20 protein-coding genes, 1 pseudogene and 1 riboswitch are annotated in these 20870 nt (G+C 71.3%); of the genes and pseudogenes, 10 read left to right on the top strand and 11 right to left on the bottom strand.

Translation table 11 applies throughout. The annotated features are described in order from the left end of the window. Positions 1-12: 12 nt before the first annotated feature. Positions 13-426 carry an ATP-binding protein gene (locus tag Q3Y56_RS24095; protein WP_304463921.1) on the bottom strand — a complete coding sequence of 138 codons (414 nt, stop codon included), beginning with the start codon at positions 424-426 and terminating at the stop codon, positions 13-15. Between the two features lie 171 nt (positions 427-597). Between Q3Y56_RS24095 and Q3Y56_RS24100 the strand changes: the two genes are divergently transcribed. Both Q3Y56_RS24100 and Q3Y56_RS24105 read left to right on the top strand, forming a co-directional pair. Continuing rightward, positions 598-1482, top strand: a complete 885-nt coding sequence (locus Q3Y56_RS24100) for a helix-turn-helix transcriptional regulator (RefSeq protein WP_304463922.1) — start codon at positions 598-600, stop codon at positions 1480-1482. 9 nt (positions 1483-1491) lie between these two features. Continuing rightward, on the top strand, positions 1492-1689 hold the full coding sequence (locus tag Q3Y56_RS24105) for a DUF397 domain-containing protein (RefSeq protein ID WP_304463923.1): 198 nt from the start codon (positions 1492-1494) through the stop codon (positions 1687-1689). Here the strand turns inward: Q3Y56_RS24105 and Q3Y56_RS24110 are convergent. Continuing rightward, entirely contained in the window at positions 1682-3226 is a 1545-nt protein-coding gene (locus tag Q3Y56_RS24110; protein WP_304463924.1) for an MFS transporter, read from the bottom strand. The genes Q3Y56_RS24105 and Q3Y56_RS24110 overlap by 8 nt on opposite strands. A 66-nt stretch (positions 3227-3292) precedes the next feature. Between Q3Y56_RS24110 and Q3Y56_RS24115 the strand changes: the two genes are divergently transcribed. Continuing rightward, entirely contained in the window at positions 3293-3721 is a 429-nt protein-coding gene (locus Q3Y56_RS24115; RefSeq protein ID WP_304463925.1) for a MerR family transcriptional regulator, read from the top strand. Between the two features lie 31 nt (positions 3722-3752). Here the strand turns inward: Q3Y56_RS24115 and bla are convergent, their stop codons facing one another. Then, complete coding sequence (gene bla / locus Q3Y56_RS24120; protein ID WP_304463926.1) at positions 3753-4676, bottom strand: class A beta-lactamase; 924 nt, start codon at positions 4674-4676, stop codon at positions 3753-3755. A gap of 135 nt (positions 4677-4811) precedes the next feature. On the opposite strand from bla, the gene Q3Y56_RS24125 reads away from it, so the two are divergent. Beyond that, the gene (locus Q3Y56_RS24125; protein ID WP_304463927.1) at positions 4812-5750 is read left to right on the top strand and encodes a LysR family transcriptional regulator; all 939 of its coding nucleotides are present in this window, start codon (positions 4812-4814) and stop codon (positions 5748-5750) included. Further along, complete coding sequence (locus tag Q3Y56_RS24130) at positions 5747-6649, top strand: serine hydrolase (protein WP_304463928.1); 903 nt, start codon at positions 5747-5749, stop codon at positions 6647-6649. The genes Q3Y56_RS24125 and Q3Y56_RS24130 overlap by 4 nt, the downstream gene beginning before the upstream one ends. 21 nt (positions 6650-6670) lie before the next feature. Here the strand turns inward: Q3Y56_RS24130 and Q3Y56_RS24135 are convergent, their stop codons facing one another. Beyond that, positions 6671-7624, bottom strand: a complete 954-nt coding sequence (locus tag Q3Y56_RS24135; protein ID WP_304463929.1) for a hypothetical protein — start codon at positions 7622-7624, stop codon at positions 6671-6673. Positions 7625-7804: 180 nt separating this feature from the next. Between Q3Y56_RS24135 and Q3Y56_RS24140 the strand changes: the two genes are divergently transcribed. Continuing rightward, positions 7805-8623 (top strand): polysaccharide deacetylase family protein, encoded by an 819-nt coding sequence (locus Q3Y56_RS24140; protein WP_304463930.1) that lies wholly within the window; start codon positions 7805-7807, stop codon positions 8621-8623. 63 nt (positions 8624-8686) lie between these two features. Here Q3Y56_RS24140 and Q3Y56_RS24145 read toward each other — a convergent pair whose 3' ends face one another. The 3 genes from Q3Y56_RS24145 to Q3Y56_RS24155 all read right to left on the bottom strand — a co-directional run bounded on the left by Q3Y56_RS24145 (position 8687) and on the right by Q3Y56_RS24155 (position 12609). Then, positions 8687-10165, bottom strand: coding sequence for a penicillin-binding transpeptidase domain-containing protein (locus tag Q3Y56_RS24145; RefSeq protein ID WP_304463931.1), 1479 nt, complete (start codon positions 10163-10165; stop codon positions 8687-8689). Next, positions 10162-11478, bottom strand: coding sequence for an FtsW/RodA/SpoVE family cell cycle protein (locus Q3Y56_RS24150; RefSeq protein WP_304465770.1), 1317 nt, complete (start codon positions 11476-11478; stop codon positions 10162-10164). The genes Q3Y56_RS24145 and Q3Y56_RS24150 overlap by 4 nt, the downstream gene beginning before the upstream one ends. A 156-nt stretch (positions 11479-11634) precedes the next feature. After that, entirely contained in the window at positions 11635-12609 is a 975-nt protein-coding gene (locus tag Q3Y56_RS24155) for a LysR family transcriptional regulator (RefSeq protein ID WP_304463932.1), read from the bottom strand. A gap of 131 nt (positions 12610-12740) precedes the next feature. Between Q3Y56_RS24155 and Q3Y56_RS24160 the strand changes: the two genes are divergently transcribed. After that, positions 12741-13958, top strand: a complete 1218-nt coding sequence (locus Q3Y56_RS24160; protein WP_304463933.1) for an MFS transporter — start codon at positions 12741-12743, stop codon at positions 13956-13958. A 126-nt stretch (positions 13959-14084) separates the two neighbouring features. Further along, positions 14085-14330, top strand: a complete 246-nt coding sequence (locus Q3Y56_RS24165) for a hypothetical protein (RefSeq protein WP_304463934.1) — start codon at positions 14085-14087, stop codon at positions 14328-14330. 149 nt (positions 14331-14479) lie between these two features. Here Q3Y56_RS24165 and Q3Y56_RS24170 read toward each other — a convergent pair whose 3' ends face one another. Next, entirely contained in the window at positions 14480-15304 is an 825-nt protein-coding gene (locus Q3Y56_RS24170; protein WP_304463935.1) for a peptidoglycan DD-metalloendopeptidase family protein, read from the bottom strand. A gap of 56 nt (positions 15305-15360) precedes the next feature. Beyond that, positions 15361-15651: pseudogene (locus Q3Y56_RS24175) on the bottom strand (transglycosylase family protein); the annotation flags it as partial. A 5-nt stretch (positions 15652-15656) separates the two neighbouring features. Continuing rightward, positions 15657-15836, bottom strand: a riboswitch (cyclic di-AMP (ydaO/yuaA leader). A 491-nt stretch (positions 15837-16327) separates the two neighbouring features. Here Q3Y56_RS24175 and Q3Y56_RS24180 point away from each other — a divergent pair. Next, positions 16328-16879 (top strand): hypothetical protein, encoded by a 552-nt coding sequence (locus Q3Y56_RS24180; RefSeq protein ID WP_304463936.1) that lies wholly within the window; start codon positions 16328-16330, stop codon positions 16877-16879. 209 nt (positions 16880-17088) lie between these two features. Here the strand turns inward: Q3Y56_RS24180 and Q3Y56_RS24185 are convergent, their stop codons facing one another. Further along, positions 17089-18273: a transposase gene (locus Q3Y56_RS24185; protein WP_304463937.1), complete on the bottom strand. Its 1185-nt coding sequence runs from the start codon at positions 18271-18273 to the stop codon at positions 17089-17091. A 1114-nt stretch (positions 18274-19387) separates the two neighbouring features. Here Q3Y56_RS24185 and Q3Y56_RS24190 point away from each other — a divergent pair. Next, positions 19388-20074, top strand: a complete 687-nt coding sequence (locus Q3Y56_RS24190; RefSeq protein WP_304463938.1) for an LmbU family transcriptional regulator — start codon at positions 19388-19390, stop codon at positions 20072-20074. Between the two features lie 99 nt (positions 20075-20173). On the opposite strand, the gene Q3Y56_RS24195 is transcribed toward Q3Y56_RS24190, so the two are convergent. Further along, positions 20174-20818, bottom strand: a complete 645-nt coding sequence (locus Q3Y56_RS24195; protein WP_304463939.1) for an FMN-binding negative transcriptional regulator — start codon at positions 20816-20818, stop codon at positions 20174-20176. Positions 20819-20870: the final 52 nt, after the last annotated feature.

The following is a 20870-nucleotide window of genomic DNA, read 5'->3' on the forward strand; positions in this document are numbered from 1 at the left end:
CCCCACGGTCGGCTAGGCCAGCTGGCGTGCCCCGAGCTCGAACCACGTGCCCTTGCCCAGCCCCGGCCCGTGCTCGCAGACGCCCCACGCGTCCGCACCCCCGGAAATCAGCGCCATGCCGCGCCCGCACTCGTCGTCGGGGGACACGGTTGTCCGGCAGAGCGGGCGGCCCGGGGCCTCGTCGTGCACGAGTACGCGGAGGTAGTCGGCCTCGGCGTGCGCCGCCCACTCGGCGAAGAGGGTCACGGGCGTCGAACAGCCGCTGATCAGGCAGGCGTTGACCGCGTTGGTGACGGCCTCGGAGGTGAGTAAGAGGGCGGTGTCGGTGAGGTCGCCGCGGTCGGCGGCGAGGAGCAGGGATCGTACGGTTTCCCTGGCGGCGCGGACCCATACGGGTTCGGGCGGGAAGACGAGGGAGACGAGCATGGCGGACCTCCCGGGTTCGGGTTGCCGATTGGTGCCCCGACGCTAGGGAAAGGTTTTCCGATCCAGCAACCGTTTCGGCGTTGGTTCCCTCGACCGGGTGACGGAACGCCTATTCGGTGGCCCGTGCCGTGCTGAGGTGGGCAGACTGCGCGGAGTTACGAGGAGGAGCGCATGTCACCCAGGAGTCAGCCGAGCGAACGCCAGCGCCGACTGGGCGCCGAGCTGCGCAAGTTGCGCAACCGCGCCGGACTCTCCGGCGACCAGGCCGCCGTGATCCTCGACGCCGATCGCGCACGGATAAGCAACATCGAGGCCGGACGGATCGACGTGTCCCGGAACCGGCTCTACAAGCTGCTGCGCGAGTACGGGTGCCCGGACGGGCCGCTGTTCGACGGGCTGATGGAGATGGCGCAGGAGCTGGGCAAGGGGTGGTGGGACGAGTTCCGCGACGCGATGGGCCGCAACGCCCTTGACCTGGCAGAACTGGAGTCCCGCTCCACAGCCATTCGCATGCACCAACCGCTGTTCATCCCGGGCATGTTCCAGACGGAGGACTACGCGCGCGAGGTGATCCTGGCCACTGATGGCCAGGACCACGACCACGCCGAGCGGTGCGTGGGCTTTCGGATGGCCCGTCAGCGTGTCCTCGACGGTGACTCGCCGACGACGTACCACGCGGTGATCCACGAGGCTGCTCTACGTATCCGGGTCGGTGGGCTCACTGTCATGCGCAAGCAGCTGTTGCGGCTGATCGAAGTGGCCCGGCTTCCCAACGTGACGGTGCAGATCTTCCCCTACGAGAAGGGCGCGTACGCGGCCTTCAGCCGCCCCTTCGTGCTCTTCGAGGCCGCAACGCCGGAGCTGAACACCGTCCACCTGGAGCACCCGCTCAACTCGGTCTTTCTGGGGGATGGAGAACGCATCGACGAGTACGCCAAGATGTTCGAGAGGCTGACGGAGCTGGCGCTCGCTCCTGTCGACCCTCAGGTCACGCCGGAGTCGCATGACTCCCGTGACTCGCTCAGCCTGATCCAGCACGCGATGTACGAACTGTGAGGGAGCCCCATGTCCCCGCTTGCGTGGCGCAAGTCATCGTTCAGTACCGGCTCGCAGAGCGAGTGCGTCGAGTTGGCGCCGGGCCCCGGCGGGGCCATCCACTTCCGCGAGAGCGACGACCCCGACGTCGTCGCGGCCACCACCCCCACGACCCTCCGCACCTTCGTGCGGGCCGCCAAGGCCGGGGCATTCGACCACGTCACGTGACACGGTCGGGGCGGGTTCGCGGCAGCAGCCATACGGCCAGTATGGCCAGGGCGGCGACGACCAGGGCGCTGATGCCGCTGATGAGGTTCAGACCGTCGGTGAAGGCGGCGCGGGCGGGGTCGAGCAAGAGGTCGTGCAGTCGGCTGGGGAGGTCGTCCGCCGTGGCCATGGCGTCGGGCAGGCTTTCGCGAGCGGACTCGGCCTCCTGCGCCGGGGCCTCGCCGGGGACGGCGCCGGTCATCCGGTCGCGGTAGACGGCGGCGCCTACGGTGCCGAGGACCGCGACGCCCAGGGCGACGCCGAACTCGGTACTCGTCTCGGACATCGCGGCGGCCGAACCCGCCTTCTCGGGCGGGGCGGCCCCGACGATCAGGTCGGTGCCCAGCACGAACATGGGGCTGATGCCCAGGTAGACGATGACGAAGCCGGTCACGAGGACGGGCAGCCCGGAGACGGGGTCGACCTGGGTGAGGACCAGGTAGCCGACAGCGGAGACCGCCAGCGAGGCCCCGATGATGTACGCGGCGGGCATCGTGCGGGCGAGTGCCGGAGTCAGGGCGGACGCCAGGATGAGCGCACCGGCGGCGGGCAGCAGCCACAGCCCCGCCTCGAGTGGCGAGAGCCCCTCGACCAGTTGCGTGTACTGGGTGATGAACAGGTAGACCCCGCCCAGGGCGGCGATGCTGAGCAGCTGGATTCCCAGGGCGGCGCTGAACGCACGGTTCCTGAACAGCGTGACGTCGAGCAGGGGACTGGCCAGCCTGGACTGCCGGTGCACGAACAGCACACCGAGGACCAGGCCGCCGGTCAGGGCGGTGACGGGCAGCATCGTGAGACCGTCCTTGGCCAGCTCCTTGATGCCGTAGATGATCGGCAGGATGGCGGCGAGGGACAGCACGACGCTGGTCGGGTCCAGTCGACCGGCCTGGGTGTCGCGGTACTCGGGAAGCAGCACCGGGGCGGTCACCAGCAGCAGGATCATCACCGGCACCCCCAGCAGGAAGACCGAGCCCCACCAGAACGCCTGGAGCAGCAGCCCGCCCAGCACAGGGCCCAGCGCGACACCGGCCGAGAAGCAGGTCACCCAGACACCGATGGCCGTGCCGCGCTGCCTTGGGTCACGGAACATGTTGGTGATCAGCGCGAGGGTGGACGGCATCAGGGTCGCCCCGGCTATCCCGAGCAACGCGCGAGCCGCGATCAGCATCTGGGGGCTGGTGGCGTACGCGGCGAGCGCCGAAGCGATGCCGAACGCGGCCGCCCCGATCAACAGGAGTTTCCTGCGGCCGATCCGGTCGCCCAGCGTGCCCATGGTGACCAGGAAGCCGGCGATCATAAAGCCGTAGATGTCGGTGATCCAGAGCAGTTCGCTGCCGCTTGGCCGGAGGGCGGCGCTCAGGTGCGGGACGGCCAGGTACAGCACGGTGGCGTCCATGGCGAGCAGCAGGGTGGGGAGCGCGAGCACGGCCAGCCCGAGCCATTCTCGGGGCCCGGCCAACTGTCGGGGGAGGGTCGTGTGGAGCGTTTCCGTTGACATGCCGCGTAAGCTAAACCCTCACGTCGACGTCAGAGTCAACTCGCCTTTCGGGGAGCGTGTCATCACATGCGTATCGGGGCGTTGTCCCAGCGGACCGGAGTCAGCGAACGGGCGCTGCGGTACTACGAGGAGCAGGGGCTGCTGAATCCGCTGCGGCGGCCGAGCGGCTACCGCGAGTACACCGATGAGCATGTCCACACGGTGCGGAGCATCCGCACGCTGCTCGCCGCCGGTCTGGGCACCGCGACCATCGCCGACGTACTTCCCTGCATGGTCGACGAGGGCGGGCAACTCGCGGCCGCCTGCCCCGACCTGCTGGTCGACCTGGTCAGGGAGCGGAACCGGATCACCGCCGCCATGGACGAACTGCGGGCCGCACGCGAGATGCTGGACACCATCATCGCCGCGCCCGTCCCTCCCGAGGCGGCCCAAGCGCTGGACTGCGACGAGGAAATCGGCACTGGGGTCGGTGCACCGCGGGCCCCGTCGTCCTGAGTCACCAGCCCCCTCAGCCACCGGTCGTCGGCTACGACATCGTGTCGGCGATCACGGACGCCGCCTCCGCGATCAGTTTGTCGTCGGGTTCGGCATCCTTCCGGTTGCGGTTCGACAAGATGGCCATGACGACGGGGGCGCCGTCGGGGCGCCACACCACGGCGATGTCGTTGCGGGCGCCGTAGAAGCTGCCGGTTCCGGTCTTGTCGCCGACCGTCCAGCCCTTGGGTACCCCGGCCCTGATGAGCGTGTCTCCCGTCTTGTTGGTCCGCAGCCACGTCGTCAGCTGGGCGCGTTCGCGCTTGCCCAGGACGTCTCCGAGGACGTACGCGCGCAGATCCTTGGCCAGCGCCCGCGGCGTGGTCGTGTCCCGCTGCTCGCCCGGGATCCACCGGCTCAGTTCGGGCTCGCGGCGCTCCATGCGGGTGGTGTCGTCGCCGATCTCCTCGAGCGCGGCGTCGAGGGCTTTCGGGCCGCCGAGTGCGTCGAACAGCAGGTTGGCCGCGGCGTTGTCGCTGTAGCGGACGGCGGCCTCGCACAGTGCGCGCAGGCTCATCCCGGTCTTGACGTGCCGTTCGGTCACGGGGGAGTGGTCGATCAGGTCGTCCTTGGAGTACGTGATCACCTTGTCCATGCCGCTCAGGGAGTACTTGCGCAGCACGGCAGCTGCTTCCAACGCCTTGAACGTGGAGTTGTAGGCGAACCGCTCGCCGTCGTTGTAGGCCACCTCGCGCCCGGTGCCGGTGTCGATCGCGTAGACGCCGAGCCGCGCGTCGAACTTGCGCTCAAGTTCCTTGAATTCGCGGACGAACGGCTTCGCGGTGGACGGATGCGAGGCGCGCGGCTTCGGCGCGGCCGAGGCGTCGTCGCCGTCCTGGCCGCAGGCCGTGAGCGGGACGAGGGCGAGGGCGGCGAGCGCGCCGAGCAGGGCGCGCCGGGCACGGGTGTGCTGCATGGTCGAAACCTCCTGGTCGTGAGGGCCAGGAGCACCCTCGCCCGCGAACAGTCATGCGGTCCAATACGTTCGTGGGCTGTTTCATGCCGATTCGGCATGGGAGTCGGGGCGTGGATCTGGCATAGGGTGCGGGCTGTGGATCTGGTGGGAGCGTGTCGCGCGTTCGTGAACGTCAGTGAGCGCGGCGGTTTCACCGTCGGGGCGGCCGCGGCCGGGATGTCCCAGCCGGTGGCCAGCCGGCGCGTCGCCGCTCTGGAGGAACGCTTCGGCGAGCCGTTGTTCGAGCGCACCTCGCGGCGGGCCGTCCTCACCCCCTTCGGCCGGGACATGCTGCCGGTGGCCAGGCAGCTCGTGCGGGCGGCCGACGTGCTGCTGCACGAGGCGGAGGCCGCCAAGCGCAAGCCGTGGCGGCTCGCGGTGCCCGGCGTCTGCTCCACGGCGGGTCTCGCCCGCCTCGTCGCCGAGGCGCGCGGGCACGGCGTCACGCTCGATCTCCGCGTCGCGGCGCCCGCGCGGCGCGAGGAGCTCGTTCACGCGCAGCAGGTGCGTGCCGCCCTGCTCGCGGTGCCGCCGGACGAGGCGACGTGGTCCGTGCCGCTCGGGCTCGCCGGTGCGCAGGATCCGGGCGTGAAGCGCGTCTACCTCGAAACGCTGCGGGTCGGGCGGGCTTCCCCCGGCCCGGCCCGCCGTATCTGGATCCAACCGGAGGACGACGTGCCGCACATCCGCGACCCGCTGACGCGGCTGCGCGACGCGGTCGGGCTGCGGCCCGCCCAGGTCGTCGCCGCGGACGAGCTGACGACCGCCGCGGCGGAAGTCCTGTGCACGCGCGACCTGCTGCTGTGCTCCCCGGCGCAGGCCGCGGAACTCGCCCTGGACTGGCGGCCCCTCGGTGAGATCACGCTCAGTCGGGGGTTCGCCCTCGCCGCCGCCGCGGACGGCAATCCCCAGCACATCGCGGCGCGCCTGGGCGACGCCCTCGCGCGCTGCCTCGGCGCGGGCACCCGAGAGGGCACTCAAGGGGGCGGCCAAGCGCGCGGCCGGGCGGCCGCCGCGGGAGGGGCGGCGGGGTGAGCACCGAGGCACTGCTGAGCGACCTGCGGCGGCAACTGCACGACGGTGGCCTGCGCGGCTGCCTGCTCGTGCGGGATCTGCACACGGGGGAGGAGCTGGGGATCGAGCCGGACACCCAGCTGCCCAGTGCTTCCCTGGTCAAGGTCCCGCTGGCGCTGGCGACGGCGGAGCGCATCCGGCGGGGTGAGCTCGACGGGGCGGCGGCGCTCGACGTCAGCCCCGGGCGGATCACCACGCCCGGCCCCACCGGGCTGAGCCGGTTCCGCCACCCCGCCCGGATCGCGATCGACGACCTGCTCTACCTGAGCACCTGCGTGAGCGACGGCACGGCCGCCGACGCGCTGTTCGACCTCACCCCGCCCGCCCAGGTCGCCGACATCCTGCACGAACTCGGGCTCCGCGGCATCACCGTGCGGCACGGCATGCGCGAACTGAGCGACACCCCCGTGGAGCGCTTCGACGCCGCCCAGGCGCACCTCGCCCACGCCCTCGCCATCGACGCGGGCACCAGCGGCCGCGGACACCGGGTGCCGCAGCTCGACACCACCCGCGCCAACACCGGCAGCGCACGCGCCTGGGTCGACCTGCTCCAAGCCCTGTGGACGCCCTCGGCGATCCACCCCGACGTGGCCGAGCACGTGCGCGGCCTCATGGCCCACAACCTGATCCGGCACCGGCTCGCCCCGGACTTCAGCTCCGACGCCACCACCTGGTCCTCCAAGACCGGTACCCTGCTCAACCTCCGCCACGAGATCGGCGTCGTCGCGCACGCCGACGGCCAGGCCTTCGCCATCGCCGTGCTCACCGAGTCGCTCGTCCCGGCCAGTACCCAGCCCGGTGCCGACGCCCTCATGGCCCAGGCAGCCCGCGCCCTGCGCGACCACCTCCGGCAGCTCTAGGCGGTCTCGAAGGAGGGCCGGTCACGCGGGGCCCAGGCGGTCCTCCTTGTCGAGGAAGGGGAACCTCTCGTGGGCCTCACGCAGGGCCCGCTCGCGCGCGTACTCCGCCCCCGACTCCGCGGGTCTGTCCCAGGCTTCGGGGTGGAGGTACGTACCGCGCTCCTCCTCCGGCTTGGGCTCCGCCGCCGTGAAGGGGTTCGACCGCGCGACGCGGTCCCGGCGGACGCCGGTGACCTGCCAGGAGACCTTCACCTCGGGGCGGTCGGTGGCGATGGTGAAACGGTTGTCGCGGACCTCTTCGGAGACCATCGCCCGGGCGAAGGCGCCGATCACCGTCAGCTGGTAGCGGAAGTCCTCGTTCAGCTCCTCGAAGTACTCGGGGAGGGTGATCACGGCCGAGCCGTCCCCGTCCGTCACCGCCGTGCCGCTGTAGACGTTCAGCTGCTGGTCGGACTCGACGAAGGAATGGCGCAGGTAGCGGTTCTCCGGGTCGAGGGGGTGGTCGATCAGGAAGCCGCCGCCGGACTTGTACAGGTAGCCGCTGACGTAGACCGGGCCGCTGAAGTACCCGGCGTACCCCTCGGCCGCCTTGCCCCAGACGCCGATGGCCGCGGGTCCGTGGTTCGCCTCGCCGACCACGCCGACGCTGTCCGTGCCGGAGGCCACCCCGCACACCGCGCTGACGGCGGGGCCGTCGCGGTCGGTCACGCCCCGTACGCCGAAGACGCCATGGGACCAGCCGTTCGTGCCGGTTCCCTCGTCGCTGCCACCGATCACCCCGTGACCGCCGAAACCCCACAGGCCCACGCAGCCATCAATTTGCGGGGCGACGCCGAAGGCCCCGACCCCGTTGCCCGCGGTCGTCTCGGCCATGATCCCGATCTGGCCAGCGGCCGTCACCGCGAGCGTCTGGGACGCTGAGGACTTCAGCTCGGTCTTGTCCGCCCCGGCGTCGTTGGTCACGCCGAGCTTCATCGGTTGTCCTGAGGCCATGCCACGTCCCTCCGTGCAGAGTGGTCACGGCCATGGAACCGTGTGACACGGGCCACGTCGCGCGGGAGCGGGCTGATCGGCGTACCGCTCGTGAGCCGTTCCACAGCCCCCGAATCCGGCGTAAAACGGAACCGCGCCATGATCCCGCCCCTCTACAGGGGCATGGCACGACTGACCGACTCGCAGCGGCGCATCGCGATCGCCGTCTCCTCCGTCCTGGCGCTGATAGCCGTGATCGCCGGGACCCTCGCCCTCACCGGTGCCCGTGACGACGAACGGGCCCAGCGCGGCGGGCAGTCGAACGACCGGGCCGCAGGGGAGCGCGGCAAGGAGCGCGGCGGCTCCGACGACGCCGACGGCCGCGTGCCGCGCGACATCGTCCACGCCACCGAGTCCGGCGGCAAGGCCGTGAACATCACCATCGACGACGGGCCCGACCCGGTGTGGACCCCGCAGGTGCTGGACGTGCTGCGCACCAACGGCGTCAAGGCCACCTTCTGCATGATCGGCCCGCAGGCCCAGGCCCACCCGGACCTCGTCAAGAAGGTGGTCGCGGAGGGACACCGGCTGTGCGACCACACGGTGAGCCACGACATCACCATGGACCACAAGTCCGTCGCGTACCAGAAGAAGCAGATCCTGGATGCCAAGAAGATGATCGAGAACGCGGCGGGCGGCGCGAAGGTGCGGTACTACCGGGCGCCCGGTGGCGCCTTCACCCCCGACAGCCGCCGGATCGCCGCCGAGCACGGCATGCGGCCGCTCGGCTGGAACGTCGACACCAAGGACTTCGAGCTGCCGGGCAGCGCCGGGATCGTCGCGGCCGTCAAGAACGAGCTGGCGAACGGGCCGACCATCCTCTTCCACGACGGGGGCGGGCCGCGCGGCGAGACCGTGCAGGCACTGCGCGAGGTGCTGCCGTGGCTGAAGAGCCAGGGGTACGGGTTCAGCTTCCCGCAGATCACGGGCCCGGGGCGGTAGGCCGGTTCGCCGGAAGCGTCCTCGGGCCTGGAGCAGGCCGGTCCCCCACGGGGGAGCCGTCCTCTACGGGCGCGTGCCGCGGACCGCCGCGCGCAGCGCCGCTCCCGCCACCCGTGCCGCCGTCGTCGCCGTCGGCGTCGTCACCCCGCCGGTCTCCCGGTCGGCCGCCGGGGCCTCCACCACCACCGCCAGCGCGGCCGCGGGCAGCGGCGCGCCGTCCTTCTGCGCCCAGCCGACGAACCACGCGTACGACGGGCCACCGGCCGCCCCCGCGGCCCCCGCCGTGCCGGTCGTGCCGCCCACCGTGGCGCCGGGCACCGCGGCCGGCGCGCCCGTGCCGTCAGTGACCGCGCTGACCGTCATCCGCCTGAGCTCCGCCGCCGTCCGACGGCTGATCGGCTGGTGCGCGATGGCGTGCGGGGTGACCGCCACCGTCGCCCCGTCCCCGTCCGCCACCCGGTCCACCAGGTGCGGCCGCAGCACATCGCCGCCGCCCGCGACGGCGGCGGCGACCATCGCCATCTGGAGCGGTGTGGCGGCGACGCCCGTGTGCCCGATGGCGGACAGCCCCACCCGCCCCGGAGGCATCCGCCGGTCGAACGTGCTCGTGGCCACCGGCGACGGAACCGTCAGCCCGGCCGCGTTGAAGCCGAAGCGCTCGGCGGTGGCCGTCATCGCGGCCGGCCCGGTCCGTACGCCCAGCTCGGCGAAGACGCTGTCGCAGGAGGCGGCCAGGGCGTGGCGCAGCGAGGCGTGGGCGCACACGCCCGGCCGGTCGCGGACCATCAGGCGCGTACCCGGCAGGTGGTACGGGTTGGGGGCGGCGGTGCGCGCGTCGACGTCCGTGGCGGTGCCGTGTTCCAGCCCCGCCGCGGCCGTGACGACGTTGAACGTGGAGCCGGGCGGATACGTCCGGCTCAGGGCCCGGTTGAGCATCGGCCGGTCGGGATCGGCGGTCAGCCGCTGCCACGCGCGGGTCGTGGCCGCCCCGTTGCCCGACAGCCGGCCCGGCTCGTAGGAGGGGGTGCTGACCAGGGCGAGGATCCGCCCGGTGCCCGGTTCGAGGGCGGCGACCGCGCCCCTGCGCCGGCCCAGCGCGGTGAACGCGGCGCGCTGTACGGCGGGGTCGATGGTGGTGGCCACCGTGCCGCCGGGCTGCCGGGCCCGGGTGAGGTCGTTCCACAGCGGCAGCATCGCCAGCCGCCGATCGGTGCCGGAGAGGACGGCGTCCTCCGCGTCTTCCAGGAGCGAGGTGCCGTAGCTCTGGGAGGCGTAGCCGGTGACGGGCGCGTAGAGCGGGCCTTCGCGGTAGGTGCGCTCGTACCGCAGTCGCTGGCCGGTGTCGGTGGAGCCGGTGACCGGTACGCCGCCGACCAGGATGTCGCCGCGGGGCTGGCCGTAGCGGGCGATCGTGTGGCGGCGGTTGGCGGGGTTGCCGTCGTACTGGTCCGCTTTGAAGGCCTGGATCCGGGCGGCGTTGACCAGGGGCGCGAGCAGCAGCAGGAGGCAGAAGACGGCGGTGTGCCGGACGCAGCGGGTCACGCGGCGGCCGCCGACCGCCGGGAACGCCCGGCCCGGCCGCCCGGCCGCCCCGACGCCCCGGGCCGCCCTGTCTCCCCGGGCCGCTCGGGCTGTCCGGGCTGGCCGCGGGCGCTGTCGCTGAGCCGGACGAGCAGCGCGACGATGATCCAGTTGGTGATCACCGAGGAGCCGCCCTGGGCGAGGAACGGCATCGGCATCCCGGTCAGCGGGATCAGGCCGGTCACCCCGCCCGCGATGACGAAGACCTGGAGCGCGAGGATGGCGGCCAGACCGGCGGCGAGCAGCCTGCCGAACGGGTCGCGAAGGACGAGCGCGGTACGGAAGCCGCAGGCGATCAGCAGCGCGTACAGCAGGAACAGCGCCGTCAGGCCGGCCAGCCCCAGCTCCTCGCCGACCGTCGCCAGGATGAAGTCGGACTTCATGGCGAAGCCGATGAGGGAGGAGTGGCCCTCGCCCAGCCCCGTGCCGAGCACGCCGCCCGCGGCGAACGCGAACAGGGACTGGGCGAGCTGGTTGGCGCCGCCACCGCCGGACTCGGTGCCCGCGAACGGGTGCAGCCAGTCCCGTACCCGCTCGTTGACATGTGGTTCCACGGACGCGACGGCCACCGCACCGGCCGCCACCAGCAGCAGGCCGACCGCGATCCACCCGAGGCGGCCGGTGGCCACGTACAGCAGGACGACGAAGAGCCCGAAGAACAGGATCGAGGTGCCCAGGTCCCGCTCCAGGACCAGTACGCCCACGCTGACCAGCCAGATCGCGACGACCGGGCCGAGCACCCGGCCGGGCGGCAGCCGCAGCGGGCCGATCGTGCGGCCGAGATACGCCAGCGCGTGCCGCCCCGCCGCGAGATACGCCGCGAAGAACACCGCGAGCAGCACCTTGGCGAACTCGCCCGGCTGGAACGACAGCCCGGCGAACCGCACCCAGATCTTGGCGCCGTTGACCGCGGGGAAGAAGACCGGCACCGTGAGCAGGGCCAGGGCGGTGGCGACGCACACGTACGCGTAACGCTGGAGGGCCCGGTGGTCCCGCAGGCTCAGCACGGCGGCCATGAACAGCGCCATGCCGAGCGTGGACCAGACGAGCTGGGTCGGGGCGGCCGAGGCGCCGGGCGTGGCGAGGTCCAGCCGGTAGATGAGGACCAGCCCGAGGCCGTTGAGCAGGAAGGCGATGGGCAGGACGAGCGGGTCGGCGTACGGGGCGCGGAGCCGGACGGTGAGATGGGCGGCGAGCGCGAGCGCGCCGAGCCCGGAGCCGTAGCGGGCGGCGTCGCGCGGGAAGGCGCCGTGGACGGCGAAGCCGACGGCCATATAGCCGAACACGCAGATCAGGACGGCGCAGGCGAGGAGCGCGAGCTCCGTGCCACGGCGCTTGGGGGCCGGAGCAGCACCGGGGGAGCGGTGGCGGTCGATGCTGCGGCGGCGGTCATGGCGGGGAATGTAGCCGCTCGGCTCGGGCCGGAGCCCTCAGACGCGCGCGCCTGCCCGCGCACCGCGACCACCCGGCGGAACGGTGCCTGCGCCACGGGGTGGACGTACCGCCTCCGCGAGCGTCCGGCTGAACGTCCGTATGCGCTCGGTCTCGTGGGAGCGCCGCCACACCAGGCCCAGGACCGACTCCGGCGCGCCGGTGACCGGCACGAACGCCACATCCCTGCGCCCCTGGTGCAGCGCGGTCGGCGCGCAGCACAGCATCGTGCCCCGGTCCGCCGCGACGTAACTCAGCCCTTCCTGGAGCGTGCGCACCTCGGGGCCGCGCGGGATCGGCCGCCCGTCCGGCGTCACGGTAGGGGCCATGGCCTCCCGCCAGTACCGCGGCGCGGGTGCCGTCGGGCCGATCAGCCGGGAGTCCGCCAGCTCCTCCACGGACACCGACGCCCGTGCCGCGAACGGGTGCCGCACCGAGACGGCCAGGGTCTGCGGCTGCCGCGAGAAGGCCGGACCCGGTATCAGGTCCGGCTCGGCGACCGGCAGCAGGACGATGGCCGCGTCCACCGCGCCGGAGCGCAGCGCGCCGAACGGGTCACCCAGCGGGATCTCGACGGTCTCGACCTCGCAGCCCGGATGCCGGTCGCGGAAGTCGGCGACCACCGCCATGACGTACTCGTCCGCCGTGCCCTGGAAGCCCAGGCGCAGCGGCTCCCCGAGGCCGCGGGCGGCTGCCCGCGCGGAGTCCACCGCGCCGCGCAGGGCGCCGTACGCGGGCCGCAGCTCGGCCAGGAAGCGCTCACCGAGCGGGGTCAGCCGGACGCGGCGGCTGGTGCGGTCCAGCAGCCGGGCGCCGATCCGCCGCTCCAGCGAGCGCAGGAGCTGGCTCACCCGGCTCTGTGTCACGTACAGCCGCTCGGCCGCGCGCCCGAAGTGCAACTCCTCGCTGAGGGCGAGGAAACACTCCAGCTCGCGTATCTCCAGACCGCCGCCGCGCGCGTCGGCGCCTGCCACCCGGCCTTCCCCTGCCACCCGGCCTCCCCCTGCCTCCCCCTGAATGAAGCAACCGATCGATGAGTCTGACTCATACAAGGCTGAGCGTTTCGCCGTTGTTCCCGGACGGGGCACAGCTGTTCGCTGGAGGCATGTCCGAAGCCACGGAAACCACCCTCGCCGCGTCCTCTCCTGACGGCGCGTCACCCCAGGCCCGCACCGCCTGGCTCGCCGTCGCCACGGTCGCCGTCGGCATCTTCGCCGTCGTCACCACCGAGATGCTGCCGGTCGGTCTGCTCACCTCCATCGGCGCCGCCCTCGGGACCTCCGACGGCACGGTGGGGCTGGCCCTGACCGTGCCCGGCCTGGTCGCCGCGGTCGCCGCCCCGCTGCTGACCGTCGCCGTCGGCCGGCTGGACCGGCGACTGGTGCTGTGCGGACTGATGGGCCTGCTGGCCGCCGCCAATCTGGTCTCCGCCCTGGCCCCGGCCTTCCCCGTCCTGCTCGCCGCCCGGGTCATGGTCGGCGTCAGCATCGGCGGTGTATGGGCCATTGCGGGCGGTCTGGCCGCCCGGCTCGTGCCGGAGCGGTCCGCGGGCGCCGCCACCTCCCTGATCTTCAGCGGCGTCGCCGTCGCCTCGGTGCTCGGGGTGCCCGCCGGGACGCTGATCGGCGACCTGGCCGACTGGCGGGCGGCGTTCTGGACCGTCTGCGCGCTGGCGCTGGCCGTCACGGTCGCCATGGCCGTTCTGCTGCCCCCGCTGCCCGCCGACCGCCCGGTCCGGCTCGGCGAGGTGCCCGGTCTGTTCCGTAAAGCTCAGCTCCGGGCCGGGCTGGTCACCACCGGGCTGCTGGTGGTGGCGCACTTCGGCGCGTACACGTACGTGCGGCCGGTGCTGGAGGACGTGTCCGGCGTCGGCGCGGGCCTGATCAGCACGCTGCTGCTGGTGTACGGCGTGGCGGGTGTGGCCGGGAACTTCCTGGCCGGGTCGGCGGCGCACCGCGACCCGCGCCGGACGCTGATGGTCCTGTGCGCGCTGCTGGCGGTGGCCGAGCTGCTGGTCCCGCTCCTGGGCCGGACCACGGCCGGGGCCGCCGCGCTGCTGGTGCTGTGGGGGCTGGCGTACGGAGGCGTGTCCGTCACCACCCAGAACTGGATGCTGCGGTCCGCGCCGGAGGCGCGCGAGGCGGCCTCCGCCCTGTTCGTCGGGGTCTTCAATCTGGCCATCTCGCTCGGCGCGCTGCTGGGCGGCCGGGTCGCCGACCACATCGCCCTGTCCGGCGTGATGTGGTGCGGCGGCGCGCTGGCGGTACTGGCGCTGCTGAGTGCGGGGGTGCTGGGCCGGGCGAGGCGTGCGCGGCACGGGTGACACCCTCCGTGACGGCCGCTCACGTTCCGGCGTCCCGATCCGCCCGTATGGCGCAGACGGCGGGAGGCCGCCACCCATCGGTGGGATCATGAATGTCAGGGGACTCTTCTTCGGGGAGTGAGCCCGATGGCAGCGAGCATGTACGTGGTCTGGAGCGCGGTGGAGCCCGGGCGCGTCGTCTACGAGACGCACGCGATCGAGGCGATCACGGATGCCGCGGGCGTGCACGCGGAGGTCAAGAGCGAGACCCACGAGGTCGCGCTCCGCAGCCGGGCGCACGCGCGGTCGATCGCGGAGGCGGGAGGCTACGAGCTACGGGGCGAGGGCGAGGCGTGGGAGAGCCTCCCCGAGGAGAGCCCTCCCGAAGAGTGACGTCCACCCGGAAAGGCCGAAAGGGCTGGGGAAAATCCGACGCCCGAGGCGTCCGGCGCCGCAGGGGGGAAGTGCGGGCCGGAGGCCTCGGGCGTGGTCTGTGACGACGCGCTGGCGCTGTCTGATCGGGTTCGGCTGGTGCCGGAGGATCAGATGCTGACGCCGTGGGCGCGCAGGTAGGCCAGCGGGTCGACGTCCGAGCCGTAGCCGGCGGCGGAACGGATCTCGAAGTGCAGGTGCGGGCCGCTGCTGTTGCCGGTGGTGCCGGACAGGCCGATCTGCTCGCCGCCGGTCACGGTCTCGCCGACGGTGACCGAGAGGGACGACAGGTGGGCGTACTGGCTGTACTTGCCGTCCTCGTGGCGGATGACGACCTGGTTGCCGTAGGCGCCACCCCAGCCGGCGGAGACGACCGTGCCGGAGCCGACGGCCTTGATGCCGGTGCCGGTGGCGACGGGGAAGTCGACGCCGGTGTGGTAGCCGCTGGACCAGGCGCTGCCGGCCTGGTGGTACGGGGTGCCCATCGGGGCGTCGACCGGGGCGGTCCAGCCCGTGGCCGGGGCCTGGTGCGCCGGGGCGGCGGGCTTCGGGGCCTCGTGCGCCGGGGCGGCCGGCTTCGGGGCGGCGTGCTTCGGGGCGCGCGGCGTGGCGGCCTGCTCGGTCAGGGACAGGTCCTGGCCGGGGAAGATGAGGTTCGGGTTGTCGCCGACGACCTCGCGGTTGGCCTCGTAGACGGCCTGCCAGCCACCGTCGACGCCGTGCGTCTGGGCGATCTTGTACAGGGTGTCGCCGCTGACGACGGTGTAGTTCTGCTCCTGCGCCGGCGCGGCGGGCTTGGCGTGCTTCGGGCCGGCCTTCGGGGCCTCGGCCTTCGGAGCCTGCGCCTTCGGGGCGGCCGCGGGGCGGCCTTGGCGCCGTCGGGGGAGATCGCCGGGGCGGGGCCGCCCTGGGTCAGCCCGGCCTTGCCGGAGCACACCGGCCAGGCGCCCGGGCCCTGCTCGGCCAGGACCTTCTCGGCGATGGCGATCTGCTGGTCCTTGGTGGCCAGGTCGGCGCGCGGCGCGTACTTCGTGCCGCCGAAGGCCTCCCAGGTGGACTGCGTGAACTGCAGGCCGCCGAAGAAGCCGTTGCCGGTGTTGATGCTCCAGTTGCCGGAGCTCTCGCAGTCCGCGACCTTGTCCCAGGTGTCCACGGAGGCGGCGTTGGCCGCGGTGGCGCCAACGAAGGGAAGGGCAACGCCGGCACCGCTCGCGGCGAGCGCGAGGGAGACCTTGGCGATGCGGCCGGGGTTATAGCGACGGTGACGTCCGCGAGCAGACATAGGGGTGTTCCTCTCCTACGCCTGCGAGGTGAGCTGTCGGGTTCGGGCTGGAGTTGCCCGGCCGCGTAAGAGGGCAGCATTCACTGCCACCGCAACGCGTCTTCACCCCAAGCCGATTCGCGGGATCCGCGACTCGGCACTTACCTGGTTCCCCCGCTCCTGCCGTGATGCGTCGTCGTTTCTCCTCGGCCGGCGGCAGGATTCGGCGCTCCGGCTTCGGGTCCCCCGAGCCTCTATGGCTGCGGGAGCGGCGGCCACCGTAAGCGGAAGAAATTCACGGTCACAAGCCGCGTGACATGGGGCGATGATCCATTTCCGAATTGACACGGTATTTATGTCACGCTGCGTTTTGGATCTCTTTCGCAGTGAAATGGAGATCTTGCGCAGCGGCGTCACGGAAAAGCGCGCGGTAACCGATCTGACGCATTGCTTATGTGATGCCACGGTGGGGTCACGGGTTCATCGGTATTCCTGTGACCTCGGCCACGGAGGTCCGCTATAACGGCATGAGGCGTTAAAAGTCCGATTTGATCGATGAGTTGCGGGCCGGGCCCTGAGGTGGGGCAGGTCGCCGTCCTGTCGGCAGGACAACGCGACGCAGGCGCGCCCCGGTGGCGGTGCAACACGGCAATCGAATGGCTTGCCTGTGGCGCCATAGTGGAGCGATGATGGCGCCATGGAGCTTATGCGGTATGTCGACAACCTGCGCCAAGAGCTCTCGGTTGCCGTCGAGGCGGGTGACGAGGAAGCACGCGAACTCGCCGAACGCCTCGTGACACCGCTGTCCTCCGCAGTCCGGCTGGTTCTGCTGGACGCTCTGTCGGCCGCCGCGGACGAGATCACCCGGGACCTGGCCCCGGGGTCGGTCGAGATCCGGCTGCGCGGGCTCGACCCGACCTTCGTGGTGACACTACCCCCCACCGATCATGCGCTCGTGGATGAGGTCGAAGGGGGCTTCGAACGGTCGCACAACGGTGTGGCGCCACCGCTGTCCGCCATGGCGCCGGTATCGGCGACCGGGGAGGAGGGCGCGACGGCCCGTATCAACTTCCGGCCGCCGGAGCATCTCAAGGCCCGGATCGAGGAGGCCGCCGGCCGCGAGCAGCTGTCGGTCAACGCCTGGCTCGTCAGAGCGGTGTCCACGATGCTCGAATCCGGCGAGCGCGGCCGCCGCCCCGACCGGCGCGCCCCGTGGAGCGGTCGGCGTTACACGGGCTGGGTGAGCTGACCGTACCCTGCGCCGGGCGCCGCGGCCGTCTTGCCCGTGCTACCTGCGGGGGCGCTCGACCGGGCACCGCCGTGCTGCTCGACGCGCGGTCCACGTCGGGCATCGACAGGCCACGGCCCGGTCGCGCCTCAGCAGCGCGCCGGCGCCGGCACCGCGGGCCCCGGGGACTGTTCCCCCGGCGGTTTTCCGGGGCCCGCATCCCCTCGCCCTCAGCCCCTCAGCTCGGCATTCTGCGGCTGTTCCTGAGTGTGGTCGGAGATGTTGAGAGAGCAGCACGGAGAGGGCTGCGGGAACGAGCTCCGGGACAGGCGCTGGTAGGTGTACGCCGCGGAGACAAGTGTCATGTGGTGGTACCAGCCGGGGAAGGAGCGGCCCTCGAAGTCGAGGAGCCCGAAGTCGCTTTCCATGGCGGTGACCGCGGTGCCGGTGCACGTCCGCAAGGCGGCGAGTGAGGCAACGTTGTCCAGGCTCCGATGGGTCAGGCTGGTGATCCACATGGCGCCGGTGCGGTTGTCCGGAAGCACCTCGGTGAAGAGCCGGTAGGGATATTCGGCGGCCGGCCCCGTCCGCACCCCGGGAAGGTGGACCAGCGCGGAATGCACGCGACGTGATTGCTGTTGTCCGTCCGGCGTGCTGATCAGCACGGTCTCGGGGCTGCTGCCGGAGGAAGCGTGGTCCTTCGCACTGATCGGCCCCGGGACGTTTGAGGCGCGTTCCCCGGCGGGAAGGACCTTCAGGTGTTGCGGTACGGCAACCACGAAGTCGCGCCCCCGTTGACTGAGTCCGCGCAGGAGAAGTCCGACATCCGGATCGTCACTCATGTCGGCCACGACCGGCGCGCCGGTGGAAGCGGTTCGGGCCGTCAGCGTGTCGACGAGGTCAAGGGCGTGGGCCCACAGGGGGCGGTACTCAACAGTGTCCGGGATACGTGCGCGTTTACGTAGCTGTACGTCCTCCGTCCACGGCGCGGGCAGGAACAGGCGCCAGTCGACAGGGACTTGTACGGCGCCGATGCACAGGAACGCACCGAGCCCCCGCTGGCAGTTGAGGGTCCGGCCCGAGGAGGGGTCGAAGCAGCGGTGTACGCCGACCGACCGCTGACCGCGCTTGGGCATGACCGCGCGGCCGAGCGTCCACGCGGAGGCGGGGCCCTGCCCCTCGGTCCAGCGGGTGAGTTCGCGCATCACCGGCTCCCAGTCCCATGGGCTGAGGCTCACGAACTGGCGCAGCGACTGCATCGCGGTGGGGGACGCCGAGACGGCGTCGGCCAGGCGGCGGACGGACTTCTTGCCGGGAGTGATGAGCAGCGCCGCCAGATAGGCCTGCGCCCACCTGCGTTGGTCCGCTCGCCGCAGGTTCCCGAAGAGCCTCTCGGTGAAGTCGTTCAAGGGCACATCATGATTGCTGACGGGCACTACGTCGACCGGAGCCGTTGTGGCAAATGTGCAGGGCGCAACCATGCTGCAATCACTCCCAGACGTCCCCTGAGCGGCGGCTGCCAGTCGACGAGTCTAAAGCCTGTCCGACAATGCCAGGTCGGGGACGGTCTCCCTTCCTGGAACGACAGCCGACGAGAGTTCGGGGCCGTGGCGGTCGCCGCCATGTGTCCGGCGCCGCGCACCGTCGTCCAGCGCCGCGGCCCGCGCGGCAGTGGCCACACTTGGCTCTGGCCTGCGAGGACGTGCGGGTTGTCCGGGTCAGGTGGTCCGGTGACGCCGACTCGACCCGGGGCGATCAGCCCGCCCCACCGGCTGCCGGGTGCGGGCCGAGACGACTCGCACGAGCAGCCCGACGCGGCTCCCGGACTGCCAGCTACGAGACAGTCTCTTGCTTCACCGGGCTCGCCGTACCCCCAATGATTGGCCGCTTCCTGACAACGCGGAACCGCCACCTTTGCGGAGTCGTTCGCGCGCGACGCCCGGGGTGGCAATATAGTTGCATCAAGAAGACGTTAAGGTGCCCCGCCGATGGCTCGGGACCCTGCGGAACATGAAATTCCGCTGAGCCGGTCCACGGTCGCGTGACGAGCTATTGTTCGAACTTCGAAAAGTCGCGGCGAGCGACGGCCTCCTCCTTGAATCACCCACAGGTCCGGGCTCTACTGGAGAACCACTTCGAATCTGGATCTTCGGTCCCGGCGTGCGCACACGTCGGCGACCGACATGACGCGGGGGATGTGTGGTCGAGGTGTACGGGGGAGCGTGTTGATGAACGGATCCGCATCTGGACGGATGCCGACTGAATGCCTTCTACGCAGTCCTGATGCTTTTCAGCCATCAGGTGGCTGAAAAGCTGGACATGGCCCGATGGGGCGACCGGCTGCGACGAGTCGCCAGTACTCCGTGCCGGCCGACCGGCCGTGAGTGACTGACAGTCCCACAGTGCATCGGGGTACGCGAAGCGACCGATGCCACTGGATCCGGCCATGGCTGCCAAAAACACCATGAACTTATTCCCGTTCGGGCACGGGCTCCGCCCTGTCCGTTCGATGTACATTCACATGGAGGCATGATGACGAATCAGGCCGGCGATCTCGACGGCTCAAAGGTCGTGCTGTTCCGCCGGAACCCGGACGCGGTGGCCCGGCAGCGCAGGAGCGGCGGTGACGAACCGCGTCGTGGCGTGCTGACAACCAACGTGGGACTGCAAATCCCGGCCGGGCTGACCTTCGAGGACTGGGAGCGGGCCGGACGGCAGCTCTCTGGAATCGTGAATTCCTCTTCTTGGTGGCTCGGTGACTGGCTCGTGTACGGCAAGGACCACTACACCGACCGGTACCAGCGGGGAATCCGTGCCGCCGGGTTGCAGTACCAGACGCTGCGGAACTACGCGTGGGTCTCACGGCGGTTCGAGTTCAATCGCCGGCGCGCGGCGCTGAGCTTCCAGCACCACGCCGAGTTGGCCTCGCTGCCGGTCGACGAGCAGGAATTATGGCTGGATCGCGCCGAGCAGATGAAGTGGACCACCAAGCAGCTGCGCACAGCCATCCGCGTCGCGCGCGAGGACGACACGCGGGACGAGAAGCAGATCGAGACGACGCGGCGGCTCGCGGTGCCCGGTAGTCGTCTGCAGTGGTGGCACAAGGCAGCGGCGCAGTCGGGAATCGAATTCGAGCAGTGGGTCCTGGCGACGCTGGACAACGCTGCCGAACAAGTCCTGGACGAGGTCACGGAACAGGCCGGCATCAGCGCCTGAGCAGAGGAGACCGGCAGGGCCCGCACTCCGCCCGGAGTGCGGGCCCTCGAGGTCAGTGCGCGGGAACCGGCGCCGGCGGCGGCCCACTTGGCACCGCGCTCACGGCAGCTGGCTCATGAGCTTGGCCGTCTCGCGGTGCCGCGTGCACTCGCGCTGGCCGAACGACTGCTCCACACGGGCGCGAACCTCGGGCTTCTGCTCCTGGCTGAGCTTGAACATGCCATCAGCCCCGGTCACCGTGACCCGGAAGGCGCCCACGGCGGGCACGATCTTGCGGAAGTAGCCGAGCGACTCGGTCATGTCCCAGTCGGCGCCGAACTCACCCTCGAAGGCGCGCACGGTGGACTGCACCACGCCCAGCGTCTCCTCGATTGAGTCGATCTTCTCCACCACGCCGCGCACGTGCACCGAGGTGAAGTTCCAGGTCGGCGCGGCCGGCGTCACCTCGTACACGGTCGGCGAGACATAGGCGTGCGGCCCGGTGAATGTCAGGAGGATGACGTCGCCCGTCTCCAGCGCCTTCCAGTGCGGATTCGCCCGGTTCATGTGCCCCAGTAGCGTGGCGCCCGACAGATCGGCGCTCCATTCGCCGGTCATCTGCGGATCCGGAATCACGGGCAGATGCGTGGCAAACGGACCGCTGGAAGGGCTGCCGTTGCTGACCGCAAGGCTGAGCGGATTCTTGCGGATCAGGTCGACCATCCACGAACCGTCCGGTTCACGATACTGGGCGGGAACGAACATCCGGCATTCACCCTTTCGGTGAGCTGGCTCACGGTATGGCTCTAAGTCGTCC

The organism is Streptomyces sp. XD-27 (assembly GCF_030553055.1).
Lineage (GTDB): Bacteria > Actinomycetota > Actinomycetes > Streptomycetales > Streptomycetaceae > Streptomyces.